The following is a 21,420-nucleotide window of genomic DNA, read 5'->3' as shown; positions in this document are numbered from 1 at the left end:
ACTGTAGAAGACGAACCGGAGAACCACAAAATCCCATGGCGGCCGACACACACGGACGGGGCCCGAAACGGGCGAACGGTGTCCGCGAGACCCAGATCCTCGGCCTGCTCCAGCAGGCGGAGGCCGCGCTGACCCCGGGCGAGGTGACCGACCTCCTCGGCGGCGAGCTGACGTACAGCAGCGTGGTGACGATCCTCACCCGCATGCACACCAAGGGCGTGCTCCGGCGCAACGCGCGCGGGAGGGCGTTCGCCTACGCCCCGGTGACCGACGACGCGGGGTTCGCCGCCCGGCGTATGCGTACAGTTCTCGAGGAGCGGTCCGACCGGGAGGCCGTCCTCGCCCGTTTCGCGGACGAGCTGTCCGACCACGACGCCGACCTGCTGCGCCAGCTGCTCGACCCCGGCCAGCACCCCGGACAGTAGGCGCGGTCCGGACAGGAGAAACAGGAAGGGCCCGCCGGATGCGTATCGCCGTCTACGTGCCGCTGCTGCTCTCGCTGCTCGCCCCGTTCGGTGCGCGGCCGCTGTCCGAGCGCTGCGAGCCCCGCCTGGCGACCTGGCTGCTCACCGCCGCGTCGCTGGTCCTGGGTGCGGCGAGCACGGTCTCCCTGGGGCTGCTGGCCGTCACCGGCCTGATCCGCTTCCCGTTGATCGCCGGGCTCGGCCACTGGTCCGCCCCGAGCGCGCAGCGCGACGATCCGACCGAGCTGTCGATCGCCCTCGCCGCGGGACTGCTGCTCGGCGGCGCGGTGCTCGCGGCCGCCCGGATGCTCTGGCGCCGCGCCCGCACGCTGGCCGCCGCGGCGGTGGACGCCGCCTGCATGCCCGAGCGCAACGGCCTGGTCGTGGTGGAGGACGAGGCCCCCGACGCCTACGCGCTGCCCGGCCTGCCCGGGCGGATCGTGGTCTCCACCGGCATGCTGCACACCCTGGACGAGACCGAGCACGACATCCTGCTCGCGCACGAGCGGGCCCATCTGTCCTGCCACCACTACGCCTTCGTCGCCCTGGCCCAGCTCGGCGCCGCCGCGAACCCGCTGATGCGGCCGCTGGCCACCGCCGTCACCTACACGATCGAGCGCTGGGCGGACGAGCGGGCGGCGGCCGCCTCCGGTGACCGGAAGCAGGTCGCCCGCACCGTCGGCAAGGCCGCCCTGGCGGCCCGGCGCACCCCGATCCGCGCCCGCGTCACGAGCGCCGCCCTGGGCCTCCTCGGTCGCCGCAACCCCCTGGCGACGGCGGGCCCCGTGCCGCGCCGCGTCGCCGCCCTCCTCGCGCCTCCGCTGCGGCGCCACCCCGTCCTCGCCACCGCCACCGCCGCCGTCCTGGCCGCGGCGACCCTGGCCACCGCCGAGGCGGCGCACGACCTGCACACCCTGCTGGAGGGCGTCGGGGTCCGGTGACGCCGTCGCACGGCGGCGCCGTCCGGCGGCCGGGCCGGGGGGCCCGCGCTACGCGGCGATGACGGCGACCCCCGTCCGGCCGCCGTCGACGTCCACCACGGTGCCGTGCACGAAGGCCGCCTCGTCACTGGCCAGCCAGAGCACGGCGTGGGCGACGGCGTCCGGGGTGCCTACCTCGCCGGCCGGGGTGCCCTTCATCATGACCTCGCCGGGGTGGGGCTCGGTGCCCTCCGGGGACGGCGGCAGGATCACGCCCGGCGAGACGGCGTTCACGCGCACGCCCATCGGGCCGAACTCCGCGGCCCAGGCGCGGGTGAGCGTCTCCATGGCGCCCTTGGTGGAGCTGTAGAGCGCGCCGAGCGGTACGCCGAGGCGCGCGATCCAGGAGCCGAGGTTGACGACCGCACCGCCGCCGGCCTCCGCCATGGCCGGGACGACGGCCGCGGTGAGGAAGAAGGGCGCCTTGACGTTGACGCCGTAGACCTGGTCGAAGGTCTTCTCGTCGGTGGCGGCGGTGCCGGGGGCCGGGTAGACGCCGGCGTTGTTGACCAGGATGTCGATCCGCCCGCCCAGCGTCTCGCGGGCCCGCTCGGCGAGGTCCCGGGACGCCTCCTCGCTGCCGTCGAGGTCGGCGACGAGGAAGTCGGCGCGGCCGCCGCCCGCCCGGATTCCCTCGACGACCCGTGTCCCGCGTTCGCGGTGGCGGCCGGACACGACGACGTGTGCCCCCTCGGCGGCGAACACCTCCGCGATCGCCCGGCCGATGTTGCTGGTCGAGCCCGTGACCAGGGCCGTCTTGTTCCGCAGTCGTTCACTCATGCTGTGCTCTCCCTTGTCCGTTGCGCAGTGCCGGGACGTCGCGGCCCACTGTGCGCCGCAGAAAATGGACCGGCAAGTCCAGAAAGGGGAGGGAGCCGATGGGGCCGCGGCCGGCCGGCCGCGGCGGATTCCTGGCCGCGGCGGCCGCACGTGACCACCGGGCGCCACGCACGCCAGGACGGCCACCGCCCGCCGGGCCCCCGGTTCCTCCCGGCCGGACGCTCCCGCCCCGGTGCGCGCGACCGCGGCGAGCCGACGCGCCCGTGACAACGGCAGCCCGCCTGTGGCGCCAGCGCCGGTGCCGGTGCCCGCGCCAGTGCCGGTGCCGGTGCCAGCGCCAGTGCCGGTGCCCGCGCCAGTGCCGGTGCCGGTGCCCGCGCCAGTGCCGGTGCCGGTGCCAGTGCCGGTGCCGGTGCCAGCGCTCGCGCTCGCGCTCGCGGCACGAAACGGCCTCGCGCCCCCGCGCGCGGCGCGCACGGCCACGGTCAGGGCCCCGCCGGCCGGCGTCCGGACGTCACCGCCATGTCGCCGACGGGGTCCGGTCCGCCGGAGGGCAGCGCTCGACGCGGACGTCGGGCACGTCCCGGCGACGGGGGCGAGCGCGGGGCGGCGGTACGGGCCCGAGCGGGGCCCGGGGCCCGCCTGGTGCCGTCGGCGGCAACGGCCCTTCCTGGGGCGGCGGTGCGGGCGGCGCCACGGGTGTGGGGCCGGCGGCCGTGCCCCCACGCGTACCGGGCTCGCACCGGGCCCGCACCGGATTCGCGCCCGGCCCGGTCACCTCGCCCGGCGGGATGCCTCCCGCGACCGGTGCCACAGCGCCGCCGCCTCCGCCGCCGCGCCCGGTGCCGCCAGGAGCAACGGCTCGTCGTGGGCCGGGAGTTCGGGGAGGGCCACGGCACCCGCCTCCTGGGCGATGAGCAGGGCCGGCAGGCCGTCGACGGCGTGGAAGGCGCCGATCGCCGCGGCGGTGGCGCGGCCCGCCGCCACCTGGACCAGGGACAGGGCCGTGGAGCCCATCACCCGGACCGTGCAGTGGCGGTCCGCGAGGGCGGTCAGGAGCGCGTCCATGCCCGGCCAGTGGGCGTGGGCCGCCCATTCGGTCATGAAGACATGGCCCGTGAGGGTGGCGTGGTCCGCGGCCCGGACGGGGGTGCCGTCGTGGAACGCTCCGCCGCCGCGGACCGCCGTGAACGTCTCGCCCCGCCACGGGTCGGCGACCACGCCGAGCAGCGGCGTGCCGTCGGGCGCCGCGAGGCCCAGGGAGAAGGAGCACCAGCCGATGCCGTGGGCGTAGTTGGTCGTGCCGTCGACCGGGTCGATCACCCAGTGCGGGGCGCCCGGGGCGCCCTGTGTCCCGCCGTACTCCTCGCCCACGATCCCGTGCCCGGGAAAGGCGCGGCCGAGCCGCTCGCGGACATGCGCCTCCACGGCCTCGTCCGTGTCGGTCACGATGTCCGCGGGACCGTCCTTCTCCCGCACGTCGGTCGCGGTGGCGGGGGAGCGCGGACGCCGGATCGTCTCCACGGCCCAGGCCGCCAGCCCGGTCGCGACCTCCAGCGCCCGTTCCAGGTCCAGGTCCAGGTCCCCGTTCGCGTCATGCTCCGGCACCGCGCCTCACCACACCCTTCCGCGTCATGGCCGAACGTCGCGATCGTGTCAGGCCCAGGTGAACATGCGCGGGCGAACGCGCGGCCGGCGCCCAGGGTGGCCGCCACGGCGCGGGGTGCCGGGCGCGATCAGTGCAAAGGCCAAGAAAATCTCCGTATAGAGACCCTCAACAGCGAGCGGTCACCCGGCTTCACCGTGTCACCGATGCCCGACGCTGGCAGCAGCGGAATCGCCAGGCGTAGGGAGTGGATGCGGGTGGGACGGCGCGGAGCCCCGCGGGGAGCGGACGGAGCGGCGGGTCCGGCCGCCGGTCGGCCGCCGGAAGCGGGCGGACGGCACCGGACCACCCGCCGACGGGCCCCGACCGGCCCGGAGGCGGGCCGCGCGGCCGCCCGTGCGGCGCGTCCTTCTCCCGGTGCGGGTACGCGCCGGCACGCGTGCGCCATCCGCATGCGCGAGGCGTCCTGGTGGAGTGATGCCGCGAGGCCCGCGCCCGGCCCGGCGATCCCGTGCCGGGCGCGCGGCGGAGGCGGCGTGGTCCGCATCGGCGAGGACGGCGCCCGGGAAGCCGCCGCCACCCGCGTCCACGCGAGCGCGGCCCACGAGCCGGAGCCCCGCACCTGGTTCGCGCCGCCCCCGGCGCCGATCCCCGCACACACGACCGGTGCCTGCCACATGCCGACCGCCGCACACACAGCCCGCGCCCGCCACACCCCGGTGACCCCACACACAGCCCGCGCCCGCCACACACCCACCGCCCCACACACAGCCCGCGCCCGCCACACACCCACCGCCCCACACACAGCCCGCGCCCGCCACACACCCACCGCCCCACACACAGCCCGTCCCCGCCACATGCCGGTGGCCGGCGTCGTGAGGCGCGTTCTCTGCGGCCTGTGCGCCGGTCCGCCGGGCGTCCGGCCGCACCTGCTCGACCGGAACGGCCGCGGCCGGCCCCCCGGACCGTTCCCCGACCGGAAGGCCGCAGGGCCGCGATGAACCAGCACCGAGCCGTCCACCAGGCGGCGTCCCTGCTCCTGAGCTACCCCGACCAGCGCTGGCCCGCGCACCGCGCCCTGGTGCTGGAGTCGATCGGCGGGCTGTCCGGCCCGGCGACCGAGTCGCTGCGGCGGTTCTGCCGGCGCACCGCCGACGTCCCGCTGCTCGACCTCGCCGCCCAGTACGTCACCACGTTCGACCGCAGCCGCCGGCGCACCCTGCACCTGACCCACTACGCCGCCGGCGACCCCCGGCGCCGGGGCGCCTCGCTCGCCGCGCTGGAGGACCGCTACCGGCACTACGGCTGGGAGCCGACCGGCGGTGAGCCGCCCGACCACCTCCCGGCCGTCCTGGAGTTCGCGGCACGCTGCCCGGCCGCGGGCCACGCCGTGCTGCACGAGCACCGCGGCGCCCTGGCCCTGCTCGCCGCGGGCCTCGCCGCCGAGGGCAGCCCCTATCTCGACGTGATCCGCGCCGTGCGCGCCACCCTCGGCGAGGGAGCACGTCCGTGACCAGGCGCCTGGGCACCGCGCCGCAGGGCGTCCGGCCCGGCCCCGCCGCGGGCGCGCCGGTCACCGGCACCGCCTGGCGCCACGGTCGAGGCCACTCCCCCACCCCGCTCCCGCTCCCGCCCGGCGGCCCCGTCAGCCGCCGTTCCGCTCGTCCTCCCCGAGCCCCGTCGCCCGGCCCTGCCCGTCCCAGCCGACCACCAGGACGTGCTCCACGGCCGCGCGGTCGAGGGGGCCGAACACGTGCGGGAACAGGGTGCCCTCGGCGACCCCCGGCGGGGGTGCCGGGGACGGCGCCTCCCACACGCAGGGCGCGGTGAGCCGGGCCTCGTCGATCAGCAGGGCGAGCAGCGGCCGGGGCGCGGCGCGGTAGAAGGCGTTGACGACGGCGAGCGTGGTCGCCTCGTCGGGGGAGCAGTGGACGAACCCCTCCTCGGCGAGGGACGCGGGGGCGTACGGCTGCCCGGGAGCCGCGGACCACTCGGCGGCCGGCACGACGTGATAGATCATGCCCCGGAAAATAGCCGAGGCCCGGCGGCCGGGCCCGACCGGCACGGCTCCGGCCTCGCGCCCTTCGGGCCCCTCGCGCCCCGTGGCGGCTACCGGAGACCGATCGCCGCGCAGTCGGCGGCGTACTGCGCGGTGCAGATGTCCTTCACGCTGTAGACGCCGTCCTTGATCACCGTGGCCTTGATGTTGTCCTTGGTCAGGGCCACCACCGGGACCAGTTGCGCGGGGATCGACTTCTCGGTCGGGCTGTCGACCGAGTCCTGGGCCAGCGCGTCGAACTCGATCGCCTTGCCCTGCACCTTGGCCACCGCCATGTCCGCGGCGCCGGCCGCCTCCAGCAGGAACGACTTGTACACGGTCATCCGCTGCTCACCCGCGACGATCCGCTGCACCGCCGCGAGATCGGCGTCCTGGCCGGTGACGGGCGGCATCTTGTGGACGCCCGCCTCCTTGAGCGCGTCGATGACGGCGCCCGCCATGCCGTCGTTGGCCGAGTAGACGGCGGCGATGTCACCGAGCCCGACGGACCGGATGGCCTTCTGCATGTTCGCCTTGGCGGCCTCGGGCAGCCAGTCCTTGGTGTAGTACGACTTGGCGACGATCACGCGGCCCTTCAGTTCGCTGATCGCGCCCTCGTGGAAGCGGGCCGTGTTGGGGTCGGCGGGCGAGCCGTTGACCATCACGATCTTGCTGGTGGCGGCCTTGTCGCCGAGCGCGTCGACGATCGCGCGCCCCTGCACCTCGCCGACGAGTTCGTTGTCGTGCGAGACGTAGCCGTCGATCGGACCCTCGGCGAGCCGGTCGTAGGCGATGACCGGGATCCCGGCGTCCTTGGCCTTGCGCACCTCGGGGGCGATGGCCTTGGAGTCCACCGCGTCCACCAGGATCACGTCCGTCCCGGCGGAGATCATCTGCGCGAACTGCCTGCTCTGCGTCTTTGCGCTGGACCCGGCGTTGGCGTAGCGCACCTTGCCCTTGCCGTGGGTGCGGGAGGTGACCCGCCGCGTGATGAGGGGACGGTCGAACTTCTCGAAACGCGCCGTGTCGGTGTCCGGCAGCAGAAGCCCCACCGTGATGTCGTCCCCCTTCTCGGGGCTCGCGGAGCTCCCGCCGCCGTCGACGCTGTCGAGGGCACCGCAGCCGGCGAGCAGCAGCGCCGACACGGAGGCGATCAGGGGTACGGCGCGACGGCGCGCGCCGGTTCTGCGGGGGGTCTGCATCTTCACGTGCTGGTGCCTTCCGGGCATGGGGGAGGAGCGGGCCACGGGTGAGACGAAGAGCCAACGGGTCCGTGGAGAGCACGTCAAGACATCCGGTTGTCCTCCCCCGAACCTCCTACGGAATCTCCCCAACCGGCGGGTATCGCGCGCCCGGTGACACCGATATGTCCGCAGGCGCACCCCCGACGCACGGTCAGGGAACCGTAAAGAACCTTGACAGTCAATTGGTCTAGGCCAAAGATGGGCGGCGCTCGTCCCACCCCCCTTCCTCCGGCCCCTGTGGGAGCGTCAATGAGACGACCTCGTCCGGCACTTCGCGCGTTGCTCTCGTGTGTCACCGTCACCGGCCTGTCCGCCGCACTGCTCGCGCTGGGCGGAGGTGGGGCGCTCGCCGCGGACGCGGCCCCGGCCTCCCACCGCGCGCACGCCATGCCCGACCACCTGGCGGCGCCCTACTTCGAGGCCTGGACCGGCGAGAGCCCGGCCACGCTCGCCGCCGCCTCCGGCAACAAGTACCTGACCATGGCGTTCCTGCAGACCGACGCGCCCGGGTCGTGCACCGCCTACTGGAACGGCGACAAGAGCCTGCCGATCGCCAAGTCGGCCTTCGGCAAGGACATCGCGCGGATCCAGGCCCGCGGCGGCAACGTCATCCCGTCCTTCGGCGGCTACGGCGCGGACACCACCGGCACCGAGCTCGCCGACAGCTGCACCAGCGTCGACGCCATCGCCAAGGTCTACGAGAGCCTGGTGACGACGTACGGGATCTCCCGGATCGACCTGGACATCGAGGCCGACTCCATCAACAACGCCGCCGGGATCGACCGGCGCAACAAGGCCATCGTCAAGGTGCGGCGCTGGGCCGAACGGACCGGCCGGCACGTGCAGTTCTCGTACACCCTGCCCACGACGACCACCGGGCTCGCCCCGAACGGTGTGGCCCTGCTGCGCGACGCCGTCGACAACGGAGCGCGCGTGGACGTCGTGAACATCATGACGTTCGACTACTGGGACGGCGCCACGCACGACATGGCCGCCGACACGCAGACGGCGGCGGCCGGCCTGCGGGACCAACTCGCCGCCCTGTACCCGAAGCAGAGGCCGCAGAAGCTCTGGCGCATGATCGGCGTCACCGAGATGCCCGGCATCGACGACTTCGGCCCGCAGGAGACCTTCACCACCGAGGACGCCGTGAAGGTCCAGAGGTGGGCACGGAGGCAGGGCATCAACACCCTGTCGTTCTGGGCGCTCCAGCGCGACAACGGCGGCTGCGTGGGCATGGCCGGATCCAACTCCTGCTCCGGGATCGCCCAGGACACCTGGTACTTCAGCCACACTTTCGCGCCGTTCACCCGCCACTGACCTCCCGATGACCGTGAGCAACGCCACGGTCCGGTACGTCACCCGACGGCCCGGCCCCGACCAGGAGGTTCGCGGGCCGGGCACGCCGTACGCGGAGAACCCGCGCAGGAGCACCACACAGGGGTCACACAGTCTTCCGAAGCCGCCGTTACCGTTCTCGCCGTTCGACCTTTCCCGTGCGACCGTCAGGAAAACAGCGGAATGGACTACTGCTCCTCGTGCCGCCGGCACCTCAACGGCGCCCTGGTGTGCCCCGGTTGCGGTGCCTACGCCCCGGACATCGCACCGGTGACCCACCACGGCGGCTTCGACGCCGTCGCCGCGCAGCGGCCGGCCCGGCCGGAGCCGCACCCGTTCGAGCCCTTCGCAAAGACCCCGGCCGCCGAGGCGGTCCTCCCCCCGGGTGAGGGCCGGGCGGCACGGCGCCGGCAGCGGGCGCGGTGGAGGAAGAGCCGGCGCAAGGCCGTGCTCGCCACCACCGTCGCGCTCGTCGGCGGCGGGCTGGCCGTGTCCACGCTGGAGCAGGGCTCCGGTCACCGGGCCGAGGCCGCCACGGCCCCGGACCTCACCAGCACGGGCAACCAGGACCTGCCGGCGCAGCAGTACACCGTGCCGACGGCCACCCAGCCGGGCACCGGCAAGCACCGAGCGCCGTCGGCCACGGACGGCGGGGCCGCGGCGGGCACCCGGCAGCCGCGGACCACCGCGACGCCGGACGCGCCGCACACCGCGTCTGAGCGCACGCGGCCCTACTCGGCGCCGCGCACCGCGCCGACGACGCAGCCGCGGACCACCGCCCACACCGCCGCCGGCACCGCGTCCGGCACGTCGGGCACGCCGGCCGGAACCGGCGGCACGACGCCGTCGCCGTCCGCCACCCCGGGCAGCGGCACGTCCTCGGCGGGCACGTCCTCCTCCGACGCGTCCTCGTCGGACACGTCCGGCCCGAACTCCTCCGGCACCAACGCCTCGCAGCCGGACACCACCCCGACGGCGACGTCACCGTCATCGGTGTGCGTGCTCGGGCTGCTCTGCCTGGGCTGACCGTCCGGGGCCGGCCCGTCCCGCGCCGGGGCCGGTGCGAGAAGCACGGGTGCCCGGCGCCGTCAGCCTCCGGGTGTCCCGTGCGTCCCGGGGTCCTCGCCGCGTTCGAGCACCGTCACCCGGTGGAAGTTGCAGACGGCCGTGGCCGGTCCGGCGGGCAGCGGACCGTTCTGGTGGGCCTTGAGGGCGACGCTGACCAGGCTGAGCAGCAGGTCCACGTCGGCCTCGCAGTCGAGGTGGACGGTGACCCAGCGCGAGCCCGGCACCAGGCGGATGGCGGTCGACTCCGCGAAGTCGTAGTGCAGGCGCTGGATCGCGTGCGCGGTCAGATGCAGGTCCACGTCCCGGTCGGAGTGGAAGTGCACGATCTCGTCCCGCGCGGAGCGCAGCGCCGGACCCGTGCCGCAGCCGGCCTCGCACGGGCTGAGGTCGGGCCACTCCGCCAGCTGGGTCATGGCTCTCTGGGCCGGTGTCATGGCCCCATGGTGCGGCGCTCACCGGCCGGACACCAGGGATTGCGGCATCCGTAACCCGTAGGAGACGTCACCCTCCTCGAACAGACCGGATCAGACGGGTACGTACCCGGCAATACGCTCTTCACCGACTTTCGGTACCTTCTCTGAGCTGCGACAACGCCCAGGACTCCGCAAACGGCCCCGTTGCGCGATAATGGGGACATGAGTACCGCGACGTTTGTTGTAGCGGCCACGTCGAGCGACGTACTCAACGTGGTTGCCGCTTTTGTCGGTGGCCTGATCATCGTCGGCGCGCTCGTGTGGGCCGTGCGGATGGGTATGGGTCAGATGGACCGCGAGTCCCCGCGGCCCAAGGCGGAAGAGCAGCCGCACCTTCCCGACAGCGGGCCCGTCCGGGAGTCGCGCGAGATGCGGGAGCCGGACGAGGTGCCGCTCGCGGAGAACGGGGACCGGCTGATGCCCTACGAGCTCCACTCCTCCAGTACGAGGACGGGAAAGGATCAGCACCGCCGGCGCTGGGTGCCCGGCTCCAGCGGCTCCTTCGGCAGTGGCGGCGCGGGGCGCCAGTGACCTGACGGTCCCTCACGCCATCCAGAAGAAGACCGCCGTCATGCGCTTGTCCTCCAGCGCGCTGCCGCAGTAACCCGTCGCGCTGTGCACGATGTTGGCGTTGTACAGGAGCAGCCGGTTGTACCGGTGCGGGACGCGCACGTCCTCCTCGAAGGCGTCCGGCGCGACGAACCGCGTGCCGAGCGCCTCGACGAGGTTGGTGTGCGGCGCCTGGACGACGTTCCCGCCGAGCCGGCCGCCGGGCAGCGACTGGCGGTAGAAGGCGGTCCCGCAGTCCTTGGGGACGCCGGGGTTGAGGTACAGCACCGCCGCGTACCTGCACAGCGCGCGGGAGTCGGTGTGCGGGCGTGGCTCGCTCTCGCCCGCACCGACGACCTGCACACAGTTGTGGTTGAGCGTGCCGCCGCCGGGAGCCCGCTGCACCCACAGCTCCGCGGCGCCGGTCGCCTTCTTCACCAGCCTTTCCACGCGGGCGAGTTCGGCGGGCTCCAGGCCCGGCATGGTGCGCAGGCCCGGCCAGGTCTCCGAGGTGTACGGGTAGCCCTTGACCCAGTCGTCCCTGGCCAGACAGCGCTCCCGTACGGCGTCCGCGTCGGGCAGGACGTCGTCGAGGACCCAGTAGTCGCGGCCCTTGGTGGGCTTGCGGTAGGGCAGGACGGGAAGCGCGGCGGGGACCGCCCGGCCCGGGCCGGGGCGCGGGGACCGTGGAAGCTGTGGGGGCATGGCCCGAATCTAGGTCCGGGCCTCGTTTTGACTCTCCCTCGTCCCTCTCTCGTCTCTCCCGGGAAACGGTCAACGTTTCGTCAACCGCGGCGGGGAGACGAGCCTCACACCCCGAGGTTTTTACCCAATCAAAAGGTTTCGCATCGCCACCGGTCCGTATCCCCCTCCGTCCGAGCCCGCCCCTCCCCGGCGGGCTCCCGACCGGGCAGGAGGCACGGTGCGCTTTTCGCGGAATGCGATGGGAGGTCTCTTCGTGGGCGGTGCCCTCAGCGTGACGCTGGCCGCGCTCGCGTATCCCGCGATGCTCGGAGTCAACACCACGTCGAGCTCGGGGTCGCGGATCATCGCGCAGACCCAGTGGGGGCCGCTGACGGAGCAGGACCGGGACTTCGTGGTCAAGGTGCGCGCGGCCGGGCTGTGGGAGTACCCGGTCGGCCAGATGGGCCTGAAGAAGGGGCAGAGCAAGGCGGTCCTGGTCGCGAGCAAGCACCTGATCGACGGGCACGCGGCGCTGGACGCCAGCTGCCGCAAGATCAGCACGATGCTCGACATCACGATCCCGAACGAGGCGAGCCCGCAGCAGCAGGGCTTCGTGAAGACGCTCGCCGCGGACCAGGGCAAGCAGTTCGACACGGACTTCGCCAACATCCTGCGGGTGACGCACGGTTCGATCTTCAACACGATCGCCAAGGTCCGCTCCACGACCGAGAACTCCGTGGTACGGACGCTCGCCGACCAGGCCAACGTGACCGTGCTGGACCACATCACGGTCATGGAGCAGACGGGGCTGGTCGACTTCGACCAGGTGCTGTTCCAGGAGACGACACCGCCCAGGCTGCCCGCCACGGACCTGACCCCGCCGCCCCCGGGGGGCGGCCAGCCGCAGGTCGTGCTCACCGCGCCGGCCGACAGCACCACCCGGCCGCCGGTGCTGCCGGGCGAGCCGTCCGGCCAGGCGGCCAGTCCGACCCCGACGGTGAGGTGAGAGCGGGGCGGCGGGACAGGGCGGCACCGCGCGAGCGGAGCCGCCCTCTCCGTATGTCGCGAAATTGTGATGCACCATTGAACTACCCGCGCTTCACCGCAGGTTGACAGCGTTCGGCCAAGAGATCCACGATGTGATCGCACTGGGGCTCATGTGACCAATGAGCCAGGTGTTCCTCAGACCATTCACCCCGGTACGGCCGGCTGCCGCATGCTGCCCCGCGCCGCCGTGCCCGGGGCAGCACATGCCGAAGTGGGGGTCCCGCATGTCCATGGCCACACGTGTCACCGCGTGCCGCGTCCTCGGGACGGGCGCCGCGTCGCTCGCCCTGTGCGCCGCCACCGTCGCCGCCGCCTCCGGCGCCTGGGCCCACGACGGCGGCCACGGCGGTGACGGCTGGAAGCACGGCGGCCACTACGAGCCCGGCACGGGCGCGGGCACCAGGACGGCGACGGACCGCTGCGAGTTCTCGCTGGACGGCACCGGTTTCCACTCCTCGGTCAAGGTCGACGACCAGAACCTGCGGCCGACCGGCGACGGCAAGATCCACATCAAGGTCCGTGCGGCGGGCGACGCGGCGAGCTGCACGGCCTCGCTCGCCTCCTACCTCGCCCACGGCTCGTCCTTCGCCACCTCCGGCGAGCAGGTCTTCGTCGACTTCGACTCGGTGACGGTCGAGCGGGGCGAGACCGGCTCCCTCGACATCGCGGTGCCGGACGCGGGCTGCTTCGCGCAGATCGACCTCTACCGCGGGGCCGTGAAGTTCGACGGCAAGCCCGGCGCGCAGGACGGCTTCGAGCACGGTGACCTGCCCAAGGGCCCCGACCACCCGGTCATCAAGGACAAGCTGATCGCGTCCTGGAACGGCGGCACGAAGGACTGCACGGCGGCCGAGGAGCCGCAGCCGCCGGCCACGCCGTCCACGCCGGAGTCGGGTCGGCCCTCGACGCCGGGCGGGGAGAGCACCCCGCCCGCGAGCGGTACGCCCTCGACCGGGGCTCCGGCCCCGTCCGCCTCCGCCTCGACCGCGCAGGCCGCGCCCACGCCCGACGGCGGTGGCGGCGACCTCGCGGAGACCGGCGGCGGCAGCGGCTCCGGCATCGTCGCGGGCGGCGCCGCGGCGCTCCTCGCGGCCGGTGCGGCGATCGTCGTCGTGACCCGGCGCCGCCGTACGGCCCGCTGATTCACCCACGGACCACTCCCGATACGAACGCCCCGGAGACCCCCGCTCCGGGGCGTTCGTCCTGTCCGGCTACCGCTCCACCGTCTCCAGGTACAGCTTCACGAACCGGTCCACGTCCACGTCCAGCGCCACGTCCACCAGCGGCTGCCGGCGGGCACCCTCGTGGATCTCGGACTCCCCCGGGCGCGGGCGGCGGTCGACGACGGTCTGGCCACGGGAGGGGCCGGGGGCGAGGGAGATCTCGACCGGGAGGAGGCGGGTGGTGACGCCCGCCGGATCGACGGCCGTGCACACCGCGCCCGCGTCGCCGAGGCCGCCCGCCTCCTCGGCCTCGGGCGCCTCGCCCGGGTGGGCCGGGCGATGGGCCAGGAGTTCGCCGGCCAGCCGGGTGCCGGGCTCCGCGGCGGCACGCAGCCGGTGCACATCGGCGCCGGGCACGACGACCCGGGTGAAGACGTCCAGGCCGTACATCGTGATCGGCACGCCCGCGGTGAGCAGGACGGCGGCCGCCTCCGGGTCGTGCCAGACGTTGAACTCGGCGACCGCGGTGGCGTTTCCGGCGGCCACCGCGCCGCCCATGAACACGATCCGCTCGATGCCCCGCACCACGTCCGGATGCGTGCGCAGGAGCAGCGCGATGTTGGTCAGGGGCGCGGTGGGCACCAGCGTGACCGGGCGCGGGGAGGCGAGGATCTCGCGGCGCAGCAGTGTGACCGCGTCCACGTCGGCGGCGGTGCGGGCGGGCGCGGGCAGGCCGAGGTCGCCCATGCCGTCGGAGCCGTGCACGTGCCGCGCCGAGCGCGCCGGTTCGAGCAGCGGGCGCTCGGCGCCCCGGCCGACCGGGATGTCGGGGGCACCGGCCTGCTCCAGCACGGTCAGGGTGTTGCGGACGACGCCGTCGACGTCCGTGTTCCCGGCGACGCAGGTGACGGCCCGCAGGTCGATGCCGGGGTGGCGTACGGCGAACAGCAGGGCGAGGGCGTCGTCGACGCCGGTGTCGCAGTCGATGATCATCGGAATGGGCTGACCGGTCACGGCCGCGCTCCTCTCTCTGGGCTCCGAGAGCTGTGCGCCCGGCCCTGTGCGGCCGCCCACAGCTCGCCGTCCCGGGCCCGCGCGCACGCGCCGGCCCGTTCCAGCAGATCTTCCACCGCGACGGCCCCCGGACGCCGCCCGTCGCGCAGCCGTACGGCCGCCAGGTCGCCGCGGGCCTCCTTCTCCCCGATCACGGCCTGGTACGGCACGAGCCGCGCCGCCCGGACGCGGGCGCCGAGACTGCCCTGCCCAGGGCCGGCGTACTCCGCCCGCAGACCGGCGGCGAGGGCCCGCCGGACGACGTCGAGGGCCCGCTCCTCCTGCGCCTCGGACACCGGCAGCACGACCAGCTGCACGGGGGCGAGCCACACCGGGAAGGCGCCGCCGTGCACCTCGATCAGCTGCGCCACGGCACGCTCCACACTGCCGATGATGCTGCGGTGCACCATGACCGGGCGGTGCCTGGAGCCGTCCGGTCCGATGTAGTGCAGGTCGAAGCGCTCGGGCTGGTGGAAGTCGATCTGGACGGTGGAGAGGGTGGACTCGCGGCCGGCGGCGTCGGCGATCTGGACGTCGATCTTGGGCCCGTAGAAGGCGGCCTCGCCCGCCACCGCCTCGTAGGGGACGCCGGCGCCCGCCAGCACCTCCTCCAGCAGGGCGGTGGCCCGCCGCCACAGCTCCCGCCCGGCGACGTACTTGCCGCCCTCGCCCGGCAGGGACAGCCGGTGGCGGACCGCGCGGATGCCGAGGTCGGCGTGGGCGCGGCCGATCAGCTCCAGGGCCGCGCGGGCCTCGTCGACCGCCTGCTCCAGGGTGCAGAAGATATGGGCGTCGTTGAGCTGGATGGACCGTACGCGGGTCAGTCCGCCGAGCACGCCGGACGGCTCGGAGCGGTACATGCCGCCCAACTCGGCGATCCGCAGGGGGAGTTCACGGTAGCTGTGGGAGCGTGACCGGTAGATGAGGGCATGGTGCGGGCACAGGCTGGGCCGCAGCACCACCTCCTCGCCGCCCAGCCGCATCGGCGGGAACATGTCGTCGCTGTAGTGGTCCCAGTGCCCCGAGATCTCGTACAGCTCGCGTTTGCCGAGGACCGGGGAGTACACGTGCCGGTAGCCGGCCGCGCGTTCCCGCTCGCGGATGTACTCCTCCAGCACGTGGCGCACGAGCGCGCCGTCGGGCAGCCAGTACGGCAGCCCCGCGCCCATCAGCGGATCGGTGCCGAACAGTTCGAGTTCACGGCCGAGCCTGCGGTGGTCGTACACGGTCTCTCTCCTCCTGGTGACGGACGAGCGACCGACGACGAAGCCCCGGGCCACTCGCCCGGGGCTTGGGACGTCCAGTCCACAACTCAGCGCGCCGGGACACTCTCCGGCGTCGTCGTGGACCACGAGTGGGCGCGCTTCATGAGCGGACGGTAGCGCGACGGCGGGGCGGGGTCGACGCATTTTGCCGGGGCACGCGGGTGCCCGGCGCGGCCCCGGCGGGGGCGGGACGGTGCGCGCCCGCCGTAACCCGGACGGCCCGGAGCGCTGGTCGGGCGGGGTGCGGGGTGGTCCCTTGGAGACGTCACCGATCTTGGAGTGGGCTGGAGGTCCCCGATGATCCGCATTCCGTTCCGTGTCGTCGTCGCCTCCGCGCTGTCCCTGGCGGCCCTGGGGAGCGCGAGCGCCTGCGGTGCCGGAGCGCAGCTGAGGGCCCAGGCGCCCGCCGCGCCCTCGCACAGCGCCCGGCCGTCCCCGTCCGCGCCGCCGTCGGCCCTGCCGCTGACCGAGGCGCAGGCGCGGGCCGCGCTGGTGACCGAGGGCGACCTGGGGGAGCCCTGGGCCGCGACGCAGGGGGCCGCGACCTGGCGGGACGGGGTGCTGAAGGCGACCGCCGAGGCACCGGACTGCCGGCGGCTGCTCGACGCGCTCTACACCGACGACCTGTTCGAGACGGAGCCCGGGACCCGGGCGGTGACCGGGCTCGACGACGCCATGGACCAGGCGCAGCTGCGCTACCAGGTGCTGACGCCGGACCCCGCGGACGTCGACCGGACCCTCGCCTGGCTGGGGTCGCTGCCCCGGACCTGCGCCAGGTTCATGGCGACGACCGACCACGGCGCCCGCGAGGGCGTCCTGGTCGGCGCGGCCGAGCTCCCGGACGTCGGGGACGCGCGGCAGGGCCTGCGGGTGACGTTCACCCGCGAGACGGACGACGGCGAGCAGACGGTGCTCACCCTGGACGTGGCCGTGGTCCGGGTCGGGGACGTCACGATCGCCCTCACGCACGGCGGCCCTGGCTTCGTGTCGGCCGCGACGACGCAGGCGTTCGTCCAGGTGGGCGTGGCACGGCTGACCGACGTCAGGAAGCAGGCGCGGCTGCGCGTCTGACGGCGCCGCGCCGCGGGAGGCCGCGCGGTCAGCGTGCCGCGTCGAGCTTCTCCACGGCCTCCTTGGCCTCCTTCAGGCCCGCCCCCGTCGCCTCCCGGTACGCCTTGATCGCCTCGATCTTCCGGCCGTCGCGCAGCAGGGAGCCGACCTCGTCCGACCACGGCTCCGGCTCGCGCAGCCCCAAGTGGTCGAGGATCAGGTCGAGTTTGTGCTCCACGCGCGCCACGCGCTTGTCCTGACGGGAGATCCGGTTCTCGATGCTGCTGATGCCGAACAGCACGAGCAGGATGATCAGGGAGAGCCCCAGTATGTCCATGACAGGATCGTAGGCCCCTCAGCCTCGGTCCAGCCTCTCCCGGTGCGCCACCACGTCCCGCGCCAGCTCCAGCACGGTGCGGCCCTGCGCGAAGGCGCGGCCGCGCAGCCGTGCCAGCGCCTCGCCTGCGCCGGTGCCGAGCTGCGCCATGGTCATCCCCACGGCCTGGTGGATCCGGTCGTGCTCGGCGGTCAGCCCGCTCAGCCAGGACCCGTCCCGGCCATCGGCGTCCTCCTCGTGCGGCAGCGCGGCGACGGCCAGGGCGACGGCACCGGCCACGAGCCGCGCGTCGCGCAGGTTGCGCGCGGTCAGCCGGCCCGGGGCGGTCCGGTGCAGATCGAGCGTCCCGAGCGGGGTCCCGCCGCCGCCCAGCGGTATCGCGTACATCGCCCGCGCCCCGGCCGCCGTCGCCGCGAGCGCGAGCACCGGCCAGCGGTGCGCGTCCCGGCCGCTGAGATCGGGCGCGAGCACGGGGGCGCCGTCCCGGACGGCGTCCAGGCAGGGTCCCTCGCCGAGGGTGGCCTGGATGTCCGCGAGCCGCGCGGCCCGCTCGCCGCTCACGCCGAACCGGACGGGCACGCCCCCGCTGTGCAGCGACACGCTCGCGCCGGCCACCGGCAGCAGCCGTACCGCGACGGCGCACAGGCGGTCCGGGAGCTCGGGAGGCCGTGCGTCGCGCACCCCGTCGGCGATCAACGCGACGGCCCGGGCCCGGTCGGGGCCGCGCCCGGTACGGCCGCGCGCACCGCGATCGACGCCGGGGCCGGGGTTGGTGCCGGGGTCGGGGTTGGTGCCGGGGCCGGGGTCGGCGCCAGGGCCGGGGTCGGCACCGCGACCGGGACCGGCGCCAGGACCAGGGCCGGGGACGGCATCGCGGCCGGGACCGGCACCGGGACCAAGGCCGGGGTCGACACCGCGGCCAGGACCGGCACCGGGACCAAGGCCGGGGTCGGCACCGCGGCCAGGACCGGGGCCGGGGCCGGGATCGGCGCCAGGACCAACGCCGGGATCGGCACCGCGGCCAGGACCGGCGCCAGGGCCAGAGTCGGCGCTGGGATCGGCGCCAGGGCCAGAGTCGGCACCGCGGCCAGGACCGAGACCGGGACCGGGGCCGGGATCGGCGCCAGGACCAACGCCGGGATCGGCACCGCGGCCGGGGCCGGGGTCGGCGCCCGGGAAGGTGCCGCGGTCGGGCGTGGGCCGCACCGCTACCGCCTCCTTCGCCGGCCGACGAGGGCCGGGGGCTCGCGCGTCCCCGGAGGCGGGCCCGCTCCCGGCAGGGGTCGGGCCGGCGGCGCACCCGCTCCGGATTGCTGCCCGACTACCCCTGCCCCCCCGGGGCGAAACACGGTGCGCGCCGGGCCGCGGACCGCTTACAGGGGCGGCTGGGCGGGGGCCGGTCCCAGGGTGGTGGTGCCCGGGGCCGTCCGGTGGCCCAGGCCCGTCCGGTACGCGTCCAGCGCCGCCTCCACACGGCCGGTGCGGCGCAGCAGATCGCCGAGCAGCCGGCACAGGTCGGCCAGGTCGCCGGCGGCGCCGGCCCGCTCCAGCAGGCTCAGGGCGCGGACGTAGTGCTCCTCCGCCGCGTCCGTGTCGCGGGCGTCGTCGGCGATGATGCCGAGCAGGCGGTGGGCGGCGGCGGAGTGCAGCGCGCCGCGTTCCGAACTGAGGTCGCTGAGCACGTCGTGCAGCAGGGCCGCGGCCTCGGCGGACTTGCCGCGCCGGTGCAGGACGTCGGCGAGTTCCACGGCGACCTGACTGCTGTAGAGGGCGGCGCGCTTGGCGGAGAGCATGTCGAGGGCCTGCCGCAACTCGGCCTCCGCGCGCCCCAGTTCGCCGTTCTGGGCGCAGACGTAGCCGCGCATCCAGTGGCAGTTGGCGAGTTCGGTGCGGATCTGGAGCGTGCGGTAGAGCTCGGCGGCCTTGGCGAGCGAGGCGTCGGCCTCGGCGATCCGGCCCTCCGCGAGCAGGGTGCGGGCGACCGAGCGGTGCATCCGGGCGACGAGCGCGGGGTCGCCGGACTGCGGGGCGAGCGCGAGCGCGAACTCGGCGGCCTGGGCCGCGCGGGCGTGGGCGCCCATGTCCATGTAGGGGCCGATGGCGCTGGCGTAGAGCAGCAGCAGGGCGTCCGGGTCGTGCAGTCCGCCGCGGTTGAGCTCGTCGAGGGTGGACTCCAGCAGGTAGACGGCGTAGCGGAGTTCACCGGCCAGATAGTGCGAGACGGCGCGGCCGCGCAGCGCGGGCACCCGGGCCGGCAGCGGTACGTCGGCGAGCACCTGCTCGGACCGCTCGAAGTACCCGCGGGCGACGTCGAGTTCACCGGTGTCCAGGGCGCACTCGCCCAGGCCCAGCAGCGCGACGGCCTGTACGTCGGCCAGCTCGTGCTCCTCGGCCTCGGCGAGCAGGGCGGTGTACTGCTCGGCGGCCTCCTCCGCCTCCCCGGAGGCGAGGGTGCGCTGCGCCTCGGTCAGCCTCAGCCGCAGGTCGGTGGCGAGGTGCGCCGGGCGTCCGGTGACCAGTTCCTCATAGGCGATCCCGAGGCGCTCGGCGATGTACCGGAGCGCCTCGTCGGAGGGCCGCACCCGGCCGGCCTCGAGGGTGGAGATGTAGGCGGGGGTGTAGGCGGGTTCGGCCAGCTGTTTCTGTGTCAGGCCACGATCGGTCCGCAGCTGCTGGACTCTGCGGCCGATGGTCACCGGATCGTCACGTTCCGACACGCCAACTCCCCCTGTGCCTCTTGCTGTTGCCCACGAATGCCCCTAGGTTAAACGGCGTCTTAAGCGCGTTTAATACAACGCTGTTGAGAGGTTGCCGTGCTTCGACACATCTCCGAGCGTTACGCCCGAGGTTTCGGTGCCGCCCTGATCGCGGTGGCCGCCCTGGTCCTGGCCGCCAACGCGGGCCCGGCACGGGCGGCGGACACCGGACAGGCCGGTCAGGTGCAGCAAGTCCATCACGCCGGCTGACCCGGCGGGCGGCTTCCCGGGCATTCGTACGCCCCCTCCCGCTACCCTGCCCCCGTGACCTCTCCCGCCGCCCGCACCGCGCTGGAACTCACCGCCCACCTGCCGGTCGCCGGCCTGACGGACTTCTACCGGGACCTGCACCGCCATCCCGAACTCTCCCGCCAGGAGCACCGCACCGCCGCCAAGCTCGCCGGGCGCCTGGCCGAGGCGGGCTTCGAGACCGCCGAGGGCGTCGGCGGCACGGGCGTCGTCGGACTGCTGCGCAACGGCGACGGCCCGACCGTGCTGCTGCGCGCCGACATGGACGCGCTGCCGGTGCCGGAGGAGACCGGGCTGCCCTACGCCTCCGAGGTGCCCGGGGTGATGCACGCCTGCGGGCACGACCTGCACATGACCTGGCTGGCCGGCGCGGCCGAGGCGCTGGCCGCCGGCCGGGACACCTGGTCGGGCACCCTGCTGGTGATCGGCCAGCCCGCCGAGGAGACCGGCCAGGGCGCTCTGGCGATGATCGAGGACGGCCTGTACGAGCGCTTCGCCCGCCCCGACGTGCTGCTCGGCCAGCACGCGGGGCCCGGCCCGGTCGGCTTCTACGCCCACTCGCCGGGCCTGATCCTGTCGGCGACGACGGACCTCGACATCGTCGTCCACGGGCGCGGCGGGCACGGCTCCCGGCCGGAGACGACCGTCGACCCCGTCGTCACGGCGGCCTTCCTCGTGACCCGGCTGCAGACCGTGGTCGCGCGGGAGATCGCCGCCCGCGAGTCCGCCGTGCTGACCGTCGGCCGGATCGAGGCGGGCACCCGGCACAACATCATCCCGTCCCAGGCCCACATCTCCCTCAACCTGCGCACCCAGTCCGACGAGGTGCGCGAGCGGATGATCGCGGCGGTCCGGCGCATCGCGGCGGGCGAGGCCCTCGCCGCCGGCTGCCCGCGCGAGCCGGAGGTCACGGTGGGCGCGGCCTTCCCCATGACCGTGAACGACGCCGCCACCGACCGCCGCACCGCCGCCGTCCACGAGGAGGTGCTCGGCGCCGGGACGGTGCTGGACTTCGGCCCCGTGATGGGCAGCGAGGACTTCCCCCACCTGGCACCGGGCGGGATCCCGTACTCCTACTGGTTCGTCACGACCACCCCGGCCGACGTCTGGGACGCGGCACCCGGCACGGACCTGATGGAGAAGTTCCTCGCCGTCCCCAGCAACCACAGCCCCCACTTCGCCCCCGACCTCGCGACGATCACCCCGGGCGTACGGACCCTGGTCTCGGCCGCACTGGCACACCTCGTCCAGGGCCCCTAGATCCTGTCCGGGCCAC

22 protein-coding genes and 1 pseudogene are annotated in these 21,420 nt (G+C 74.6%); 11 read left to right on the top strand and 12 right to left on the bottom strand.

The features are described from left to right. Nucleotides 1-35: 35 nt before the first annotated feature. On the top strand, nt 36-425 hold the full coding sequence (locus ACIRPX_RS40795; RefSeq protein ID WP_404205009.1) for a BlaI/MecI/CopY family transcriptional regulator: 390 nt from the start codon (nt 36-38) through the stop codon (nt 423-425). Between the two features lie 38 nt (nt 426-463). Beyond that, nucleotides 464-1,405, top strand: coding sequence for a M56 family metallopeptidase (locus ACIRPX_RS40790; protein WP_404205007.1), 942 nt, complete (start codon nt 464-466; stop codon nt 1,403-1,405). A gap of 48 nt (nt 1,406-1,453) precedes the next feature. Here ACIRPX_RS40790 and ACIRPX_RS40785 read toward each other — a convergent pair whose 3' ends face one another. Further along, nucleotides 1,454-2,224 (bottom strand): SDR family NAD(P)-dependent oxidoreductase, encoded by a 771-nt coding sequence (locus ACIRPX_RS40785; protein ID WP_404205005.1) that lies wholly within the window; start codon nt 2,222-2,224, stop codon nt 1,454-1,456. Between the two features lie 774 nt (nt 2,225-2,998). Further along, complete coding sequence (locus ACIRPX_RS40780; RefSeq protein ID WP_404205002.1) at nt 2,999-3,832, bottom strand: inositol monophosphatase family protein; 834 nt, start codon at nt 3,830-3,832, stop codon at nt 2,999-3,001. A gap of 995 nt (nt 3,833-4,827) precedes the next feature. On the opposite strand from ACIRPX_RS40780, the gene narJ reads away from it, so the two are divergent. Further along, the gene (narJ, locus tag ACIRPX_RS40775) at nt 4,828-5,343 is read left to right on the top strand and encodes a nitrate reductase molybdenum cofactor assembly chaperone (protein ID WP_404205000.1); all 516 of its coding nucleotides are present in this window, start codon (nt 4,828-4,830) and stop codon (nt 5,341-5,343) included. A gap of 132 nt (nt 5,344-5,475) precedes the next feature. Here the strand turns inward: narJ and ACIRPX_RS40770 are convergent, their stop codons facing one another. Further along, the gene (locus ACIRPX_RS40770) at nt 5,476-5,850 is read right to left on the bottom strand and encodes a DUF952 domain-containing protein (RefSeq protein WP_404204998.1); all 375 of its coding nucleotides are present in this window, start codon (nt 5,848-5,850) and stop codon (nt 5,476-5,478) included. Nucleotides 5,851-5,939: 89 nt separating this feature from the next. Then, the gene (locus ACIRPX_RS40765) at nt 5,940-7,070 is read right to left on the bottom strand and encodes a sugar ABC transporter substrate-binding protein (RefSeq protein WP_404205021.1); all 1,131 of its coding nucleotides are present in this window, start codon (nt 7,068-7,070) and stop codon (nt 5,940-5,942) included. Nucleotides 7,071-7,361: 291 nt separating this feature from the next. Here ACIRPX_RS40765 and ACIRPX_RS40760 point away from each other — a divergent pair. Next, nucleotides 7,362-8,423 (top strand): annotated as a pseudogene (locus ACIRPX_RS40760) (chitinase); the annotation flags it as partial. Nucleotides 8,424-8,633: 210 nt separating this feature from the next. Next, nucleotides 8,634-9,476, top strand: coding sequence for a hypothetical protein (locus tag ACIRPX_RS40755; protein WP_404204996.1), 843 nt, complete (start codon nt 8,634-8,636; stop codon nt 9,474-9,476). A 62-nt stretch (nt 9,477-9,538) separates the two neighbouring features. Here the strand turns inward: ACIRPX_RS40755 and ACIRPX_RS40750 are convergent, their stop codons facing one another. Next, nucleotides 9,539-9,952 carry a luciferase family protein gene (locus ACIRPX_RS40750; RefSeq protein WP_404204994.1) on the bottom strand — a complete coding sequence of 138 codons (414 nt, stop codon included), beginning with the start codon at nt 9,950-9,952 and terminating at the stop codon, nt 9,539-9,541. 201 nt (nt 9,953-10,153) lie between these two features. Between ACIRPX_RS40750 and ACIRPX_RS40745 the strand changes: the two genes are divergently transcribed. Beyond that, nucleotides 10,154-10,522 (top strand): DUF6479 family protein, encoded by a 369-nt coding sequence (locus ACIRPX_RS40745; protein WP_404204992.1) that lies wholly within the window; start codon nt 10,154-10,156, stop codon nt 10,520-10,522. A 12-nt stretch (nt 10,523-10,534) separates the two neighbouring features. Here the strand turns inward: ACIRPX_RS40745 and ACIRPX_RS40740 are convergent, their stop codons facing one another. Next, complete coding sequence (locus ACIRPX_RS40740; protein ID WP_404204990.1) at nt 10,535-11,245, bottom strand: DUF6445 family protein; 711 nt, start codon at nt 11,243-11,245, stop codon at nt 10,535-10,537. Nucleotides 11,246-11,483: 238 nt separating this feature from the next. On the opposite strand from ACIRPX_RS40740, the gene ACIRPX_RS40735 reads away from it, so the two are divergent. Together ACIRPX_RS40735 and ACIRPX_RS40730 are read left to right on the top strand one after the other, a co-directional pair. Continuing rightward, a complete protein-coding gene (locus ACIRPX_RS40735; protein ID WP_404204988.1) occupies nt 11,484-12,230 on the top strand; it encodes a DUF4142 domain-containing protein in 747 nt (248 codons plus the stop codon). Nucleotides 12,231-12,495: 265 nt separating this feature from the next. Next, on the top strand, nt 12,496-13,413 hold the full coding sequence (locus ACIRPX_RS40730; protein ID WP_404204986.1) for an LAETG motif-containing sortase-dependent surface protein: 918 nt from the start codon (nt 12,496-12,498) through the stop codon (nt 13,411-13,413). 69 nt (nt 13,414-13,482) lie between these two features. Here the strand turns inward: ACIRPX_RS40730 and ACIRPX_RS40725 are convergent, their stop codons facing one another. Both ACIRPX_RS40725 and thrS read right to left on the bottom strand, forming a co-directional pair. Then, a complete protein-coding gene (locus ACIRPX_RS40725) occupies nt 13,483-14,448 on the bottom strand; it encodes a nucleoside hydrolase (protein ID WP_404204984.1) in 966 nt (321 codons plus the stop codon). Beyond that, the gene (thrS, locus tag ACIRPX_RS40720; protein ID WP_404204982.1) at nt 14,445-15,713 is read right to left on the bottom strand and encodes a threonine--tRNA ligase; all 1,269 of its coding nucleotides are present in this window, start codon (nt 15,711-15,713) and stop codon (nt 14,445-14,447) included. The genes ACIRPX_RS40725 and thrS overlap by 4 nt, the downstream gene beginning before the upstream one ends. Before the next feature lie 336 nt (nt 15,714-16,049). On the opposite strand from thrS, the gene ACIRPX_RS40715 reads away from it, so the two are divergent. Then, nucleotides 16,050-16,823 carry a hypothetical protein gene (locus ACIRPX_RS40715; RefSeq protein WP_404204980.1) on the top strand — a complete coding sequence of 258 codons (774 nt, stop codon included), beginning with the start codon at nt 16,050-16,052 and terminating at the stop codon, nt 16,821-16,823. Nucleotides 16,824-16,851: 28 nt separating this feature from the next. On the opposite strand, the gene ACIRPX_RS40710 is transcribed toward ACIRPX_RS40715, so the two are convergent. From ACIRPX_RS40710 to ACIRPX_RS40695, 4 genes are all read right to left on the bottom strand, one after another. Continuing rightward, entirely contained in the window at nt 16,852-17,139 is a 288-nt protein-coding gene (locus tag ACIRPX_RS40710) for a ribosomal protein L7/L12 (protein WP_404204978.1), read from the bottom strand. A gap of 18 nt (nt 17,140-17,157) precedes the next feature. Continuing rightward, nucleotides 17,158-17,820 carry an ANTAR domain-containing protein gene (locus ACIRPX_RS40705; protein WP_404204976.1) on the bottom strand — a complete coding sequence of 221 codons (663 nt, stop codon included), beginning with the start codon at nt 17,818-17,820 and terminating at the stop codon, nt 17,158-17,160. Between the two features lie 11 nt (nt 17,821-17,831). Beyond that, complete coding sequence (locus ACIRPX_RS40700) at nt 17,832-18,272, bottom strand: hypothetical protein (protein WP_404204974.1); 441 nt, start codon at nt 18,270-18,272, stop codon at nt 17,832-17,834. A 240-nt stretch (nt 18,273-18,512) separates the two neighbouring features. After that, nucleotides 18,513-19,856 (bottom strand): helix-turn-helix domain-containing protein, encoded by a 1,344-nt coding sequence (locus ACIRPX_RS40695; protein WP_404204972.1) that lies wholly within the window; start codon nt 19,854-19,856, stop codon nt 18,513-18,515. 96 nt (nt 19,857-19,952) lie between these two features. On the opposite strand from ACIRPX_RS40695, the gene ACIRPX_RS40690 reads away from it, so the two are divergent. Together ACIRPX_RS40690 and ACIRPX_RS40685 are read left to right on the top strand one after the other, a co-directional pair. Then, entirely contained in the window at nt 19,953-20,105 is a 153-nt protein-coding gene (locus ACIRPX_RS40690) for a hypothetical protein (RefSeq protein WP_404204970.1), read from the top strand. A gap of 54 nt (nt 20,106-20,159) precedes the next feature. Beyond that, a complete protein-coding gene (locus ACIRPX_RS40685; RefSeq protein WP_404204968.1) occupies nt 20,160-21,404 on the top strand; it encodes an amidohydrolase in 1,245 nt (414 codons plus the stop codon). Nucleotides 21,405-21,420: the final 16 nt, after the last annotated feature.

Origin of the sequence: Streptomyces sp. NPDC101225 (assembly GCF_044767585.1) — a bacterium.
In the GTDB taxonomy this organism is placed as follows: Bacteria; Actinomycetota; Actinomycetes; order Streptomycetales; family Streptomycetaceae; genus Streptomyces.
Note: the sequence above shows the minus strand (reverse complement) of the source record. Positions and strands in the feature narration are given on the sequence as shown.

Excerpts from the sequence above, each read along its gene's own strand:
- ACIRPX_RS40755 (WP_404204996.1), top strand. The coding sequence starts at position 8,634 with ATGGACTACTGCTCCTCGTGCCGCCGGCACCTCAACGGCGCCCTGGTG.
- ACIRPX_RS40740 (WP_404204990.1), bottom strand. The coding sequence starts at position 11,245 with ATGCCCCCACAGCTTCCACGGTCCCCGCGCCCCGGCCCGGGCCGGGCG.
- ACIRPX_RS40750 (WP_404204994.1), bottom strand. The coding sequence starts at position 9,952 with ATGACACCGGCCCAGAGAGCCATGACCCAGCTGGCGGAGTGGCCCGAC.
- ACIRPX_RS40770 (WP_404204998.1), bottom strand. The coding sequence starts at position 5,850 with ATGATCTATCACGTCGTGCCGGCCGCCGAGTGGTCCGCGGCTCCCGGG.
- narJ (WP_404205000.1), top strand. The coding sequence starts at position 4,828 with ATGAACCAGCACCGAGCCGTCCACCAGGCGGCGTCCCTGCTCCTGAGC.
- ACIRPX_RS40795 (WP_404205009.1), top strand. The coding sequence starts at position 36 with ATGGCGGCCGACACACACGGACGGGGCCCGAAACGGGCGAACGGTGTC.
- ACIRPX_RS40790 (WP_404205007.1), top strand. The coding sequence starts at position 464 with ATGCGTATCGCCGTCTACGTGCCGCTGCTGCTCTCGCTGCTCGCCCCG.
- ACIRPX_RS40715 (WP_404204980.1), top strand. The coding sequence starts at position 16,050 with ATGATCCGCATTCCGTTCCGTGTCGTCGTCGCCTCCGCGCTGTCCCTG.
- ACIRPX_RS40745 (WP_404204992.1), top strand. The coding sequence starts at position 10,154 with ATGAGTACCGCGACGTTTGTTGTAGCGGCCACGTCGAGCGACGTACTC.
- ACIRPX_RS40735 (WP_404204988.1), top strand. The coding sequence starts at position 11,484 with ATGGGAGGTCTCTTCGTGGGCGGTGCCCTCAGCGTGACGCTGGCCGCG.
- ACIRPX_RS40785 (WP_404205005.1), bottom strand. The coding sequence starts at position 2,224 with ATGAGTGAACGACTGCGGAACAAGACGGCCCTGGTCACGGGCTCGACC.
- ACIRPX_RS40730 (WP_404204986.1), top strand. The coding sequence starts at position 12,496 with ATGTCCATGGCCACACGTGTCACCGCGTGCCGCGTCCTCGGGACGGGC.
- ACIRPX_RS40710 (WP_404204978.1), bottom strand. The coding sequence starts at position 17,139 with ATGGACATACTGGGGCTCTCCCTGATCATCCTGCTCGTGCTGTTCGGC.
- ACIRPX_RS40765 (WP_404205021.1), bottom strand. The coding sequence starts at position 7,070 with ATGCAGACCCCCCGCAGAACCGGCGCGCGCCGTCGCGCCGTACCCCTG.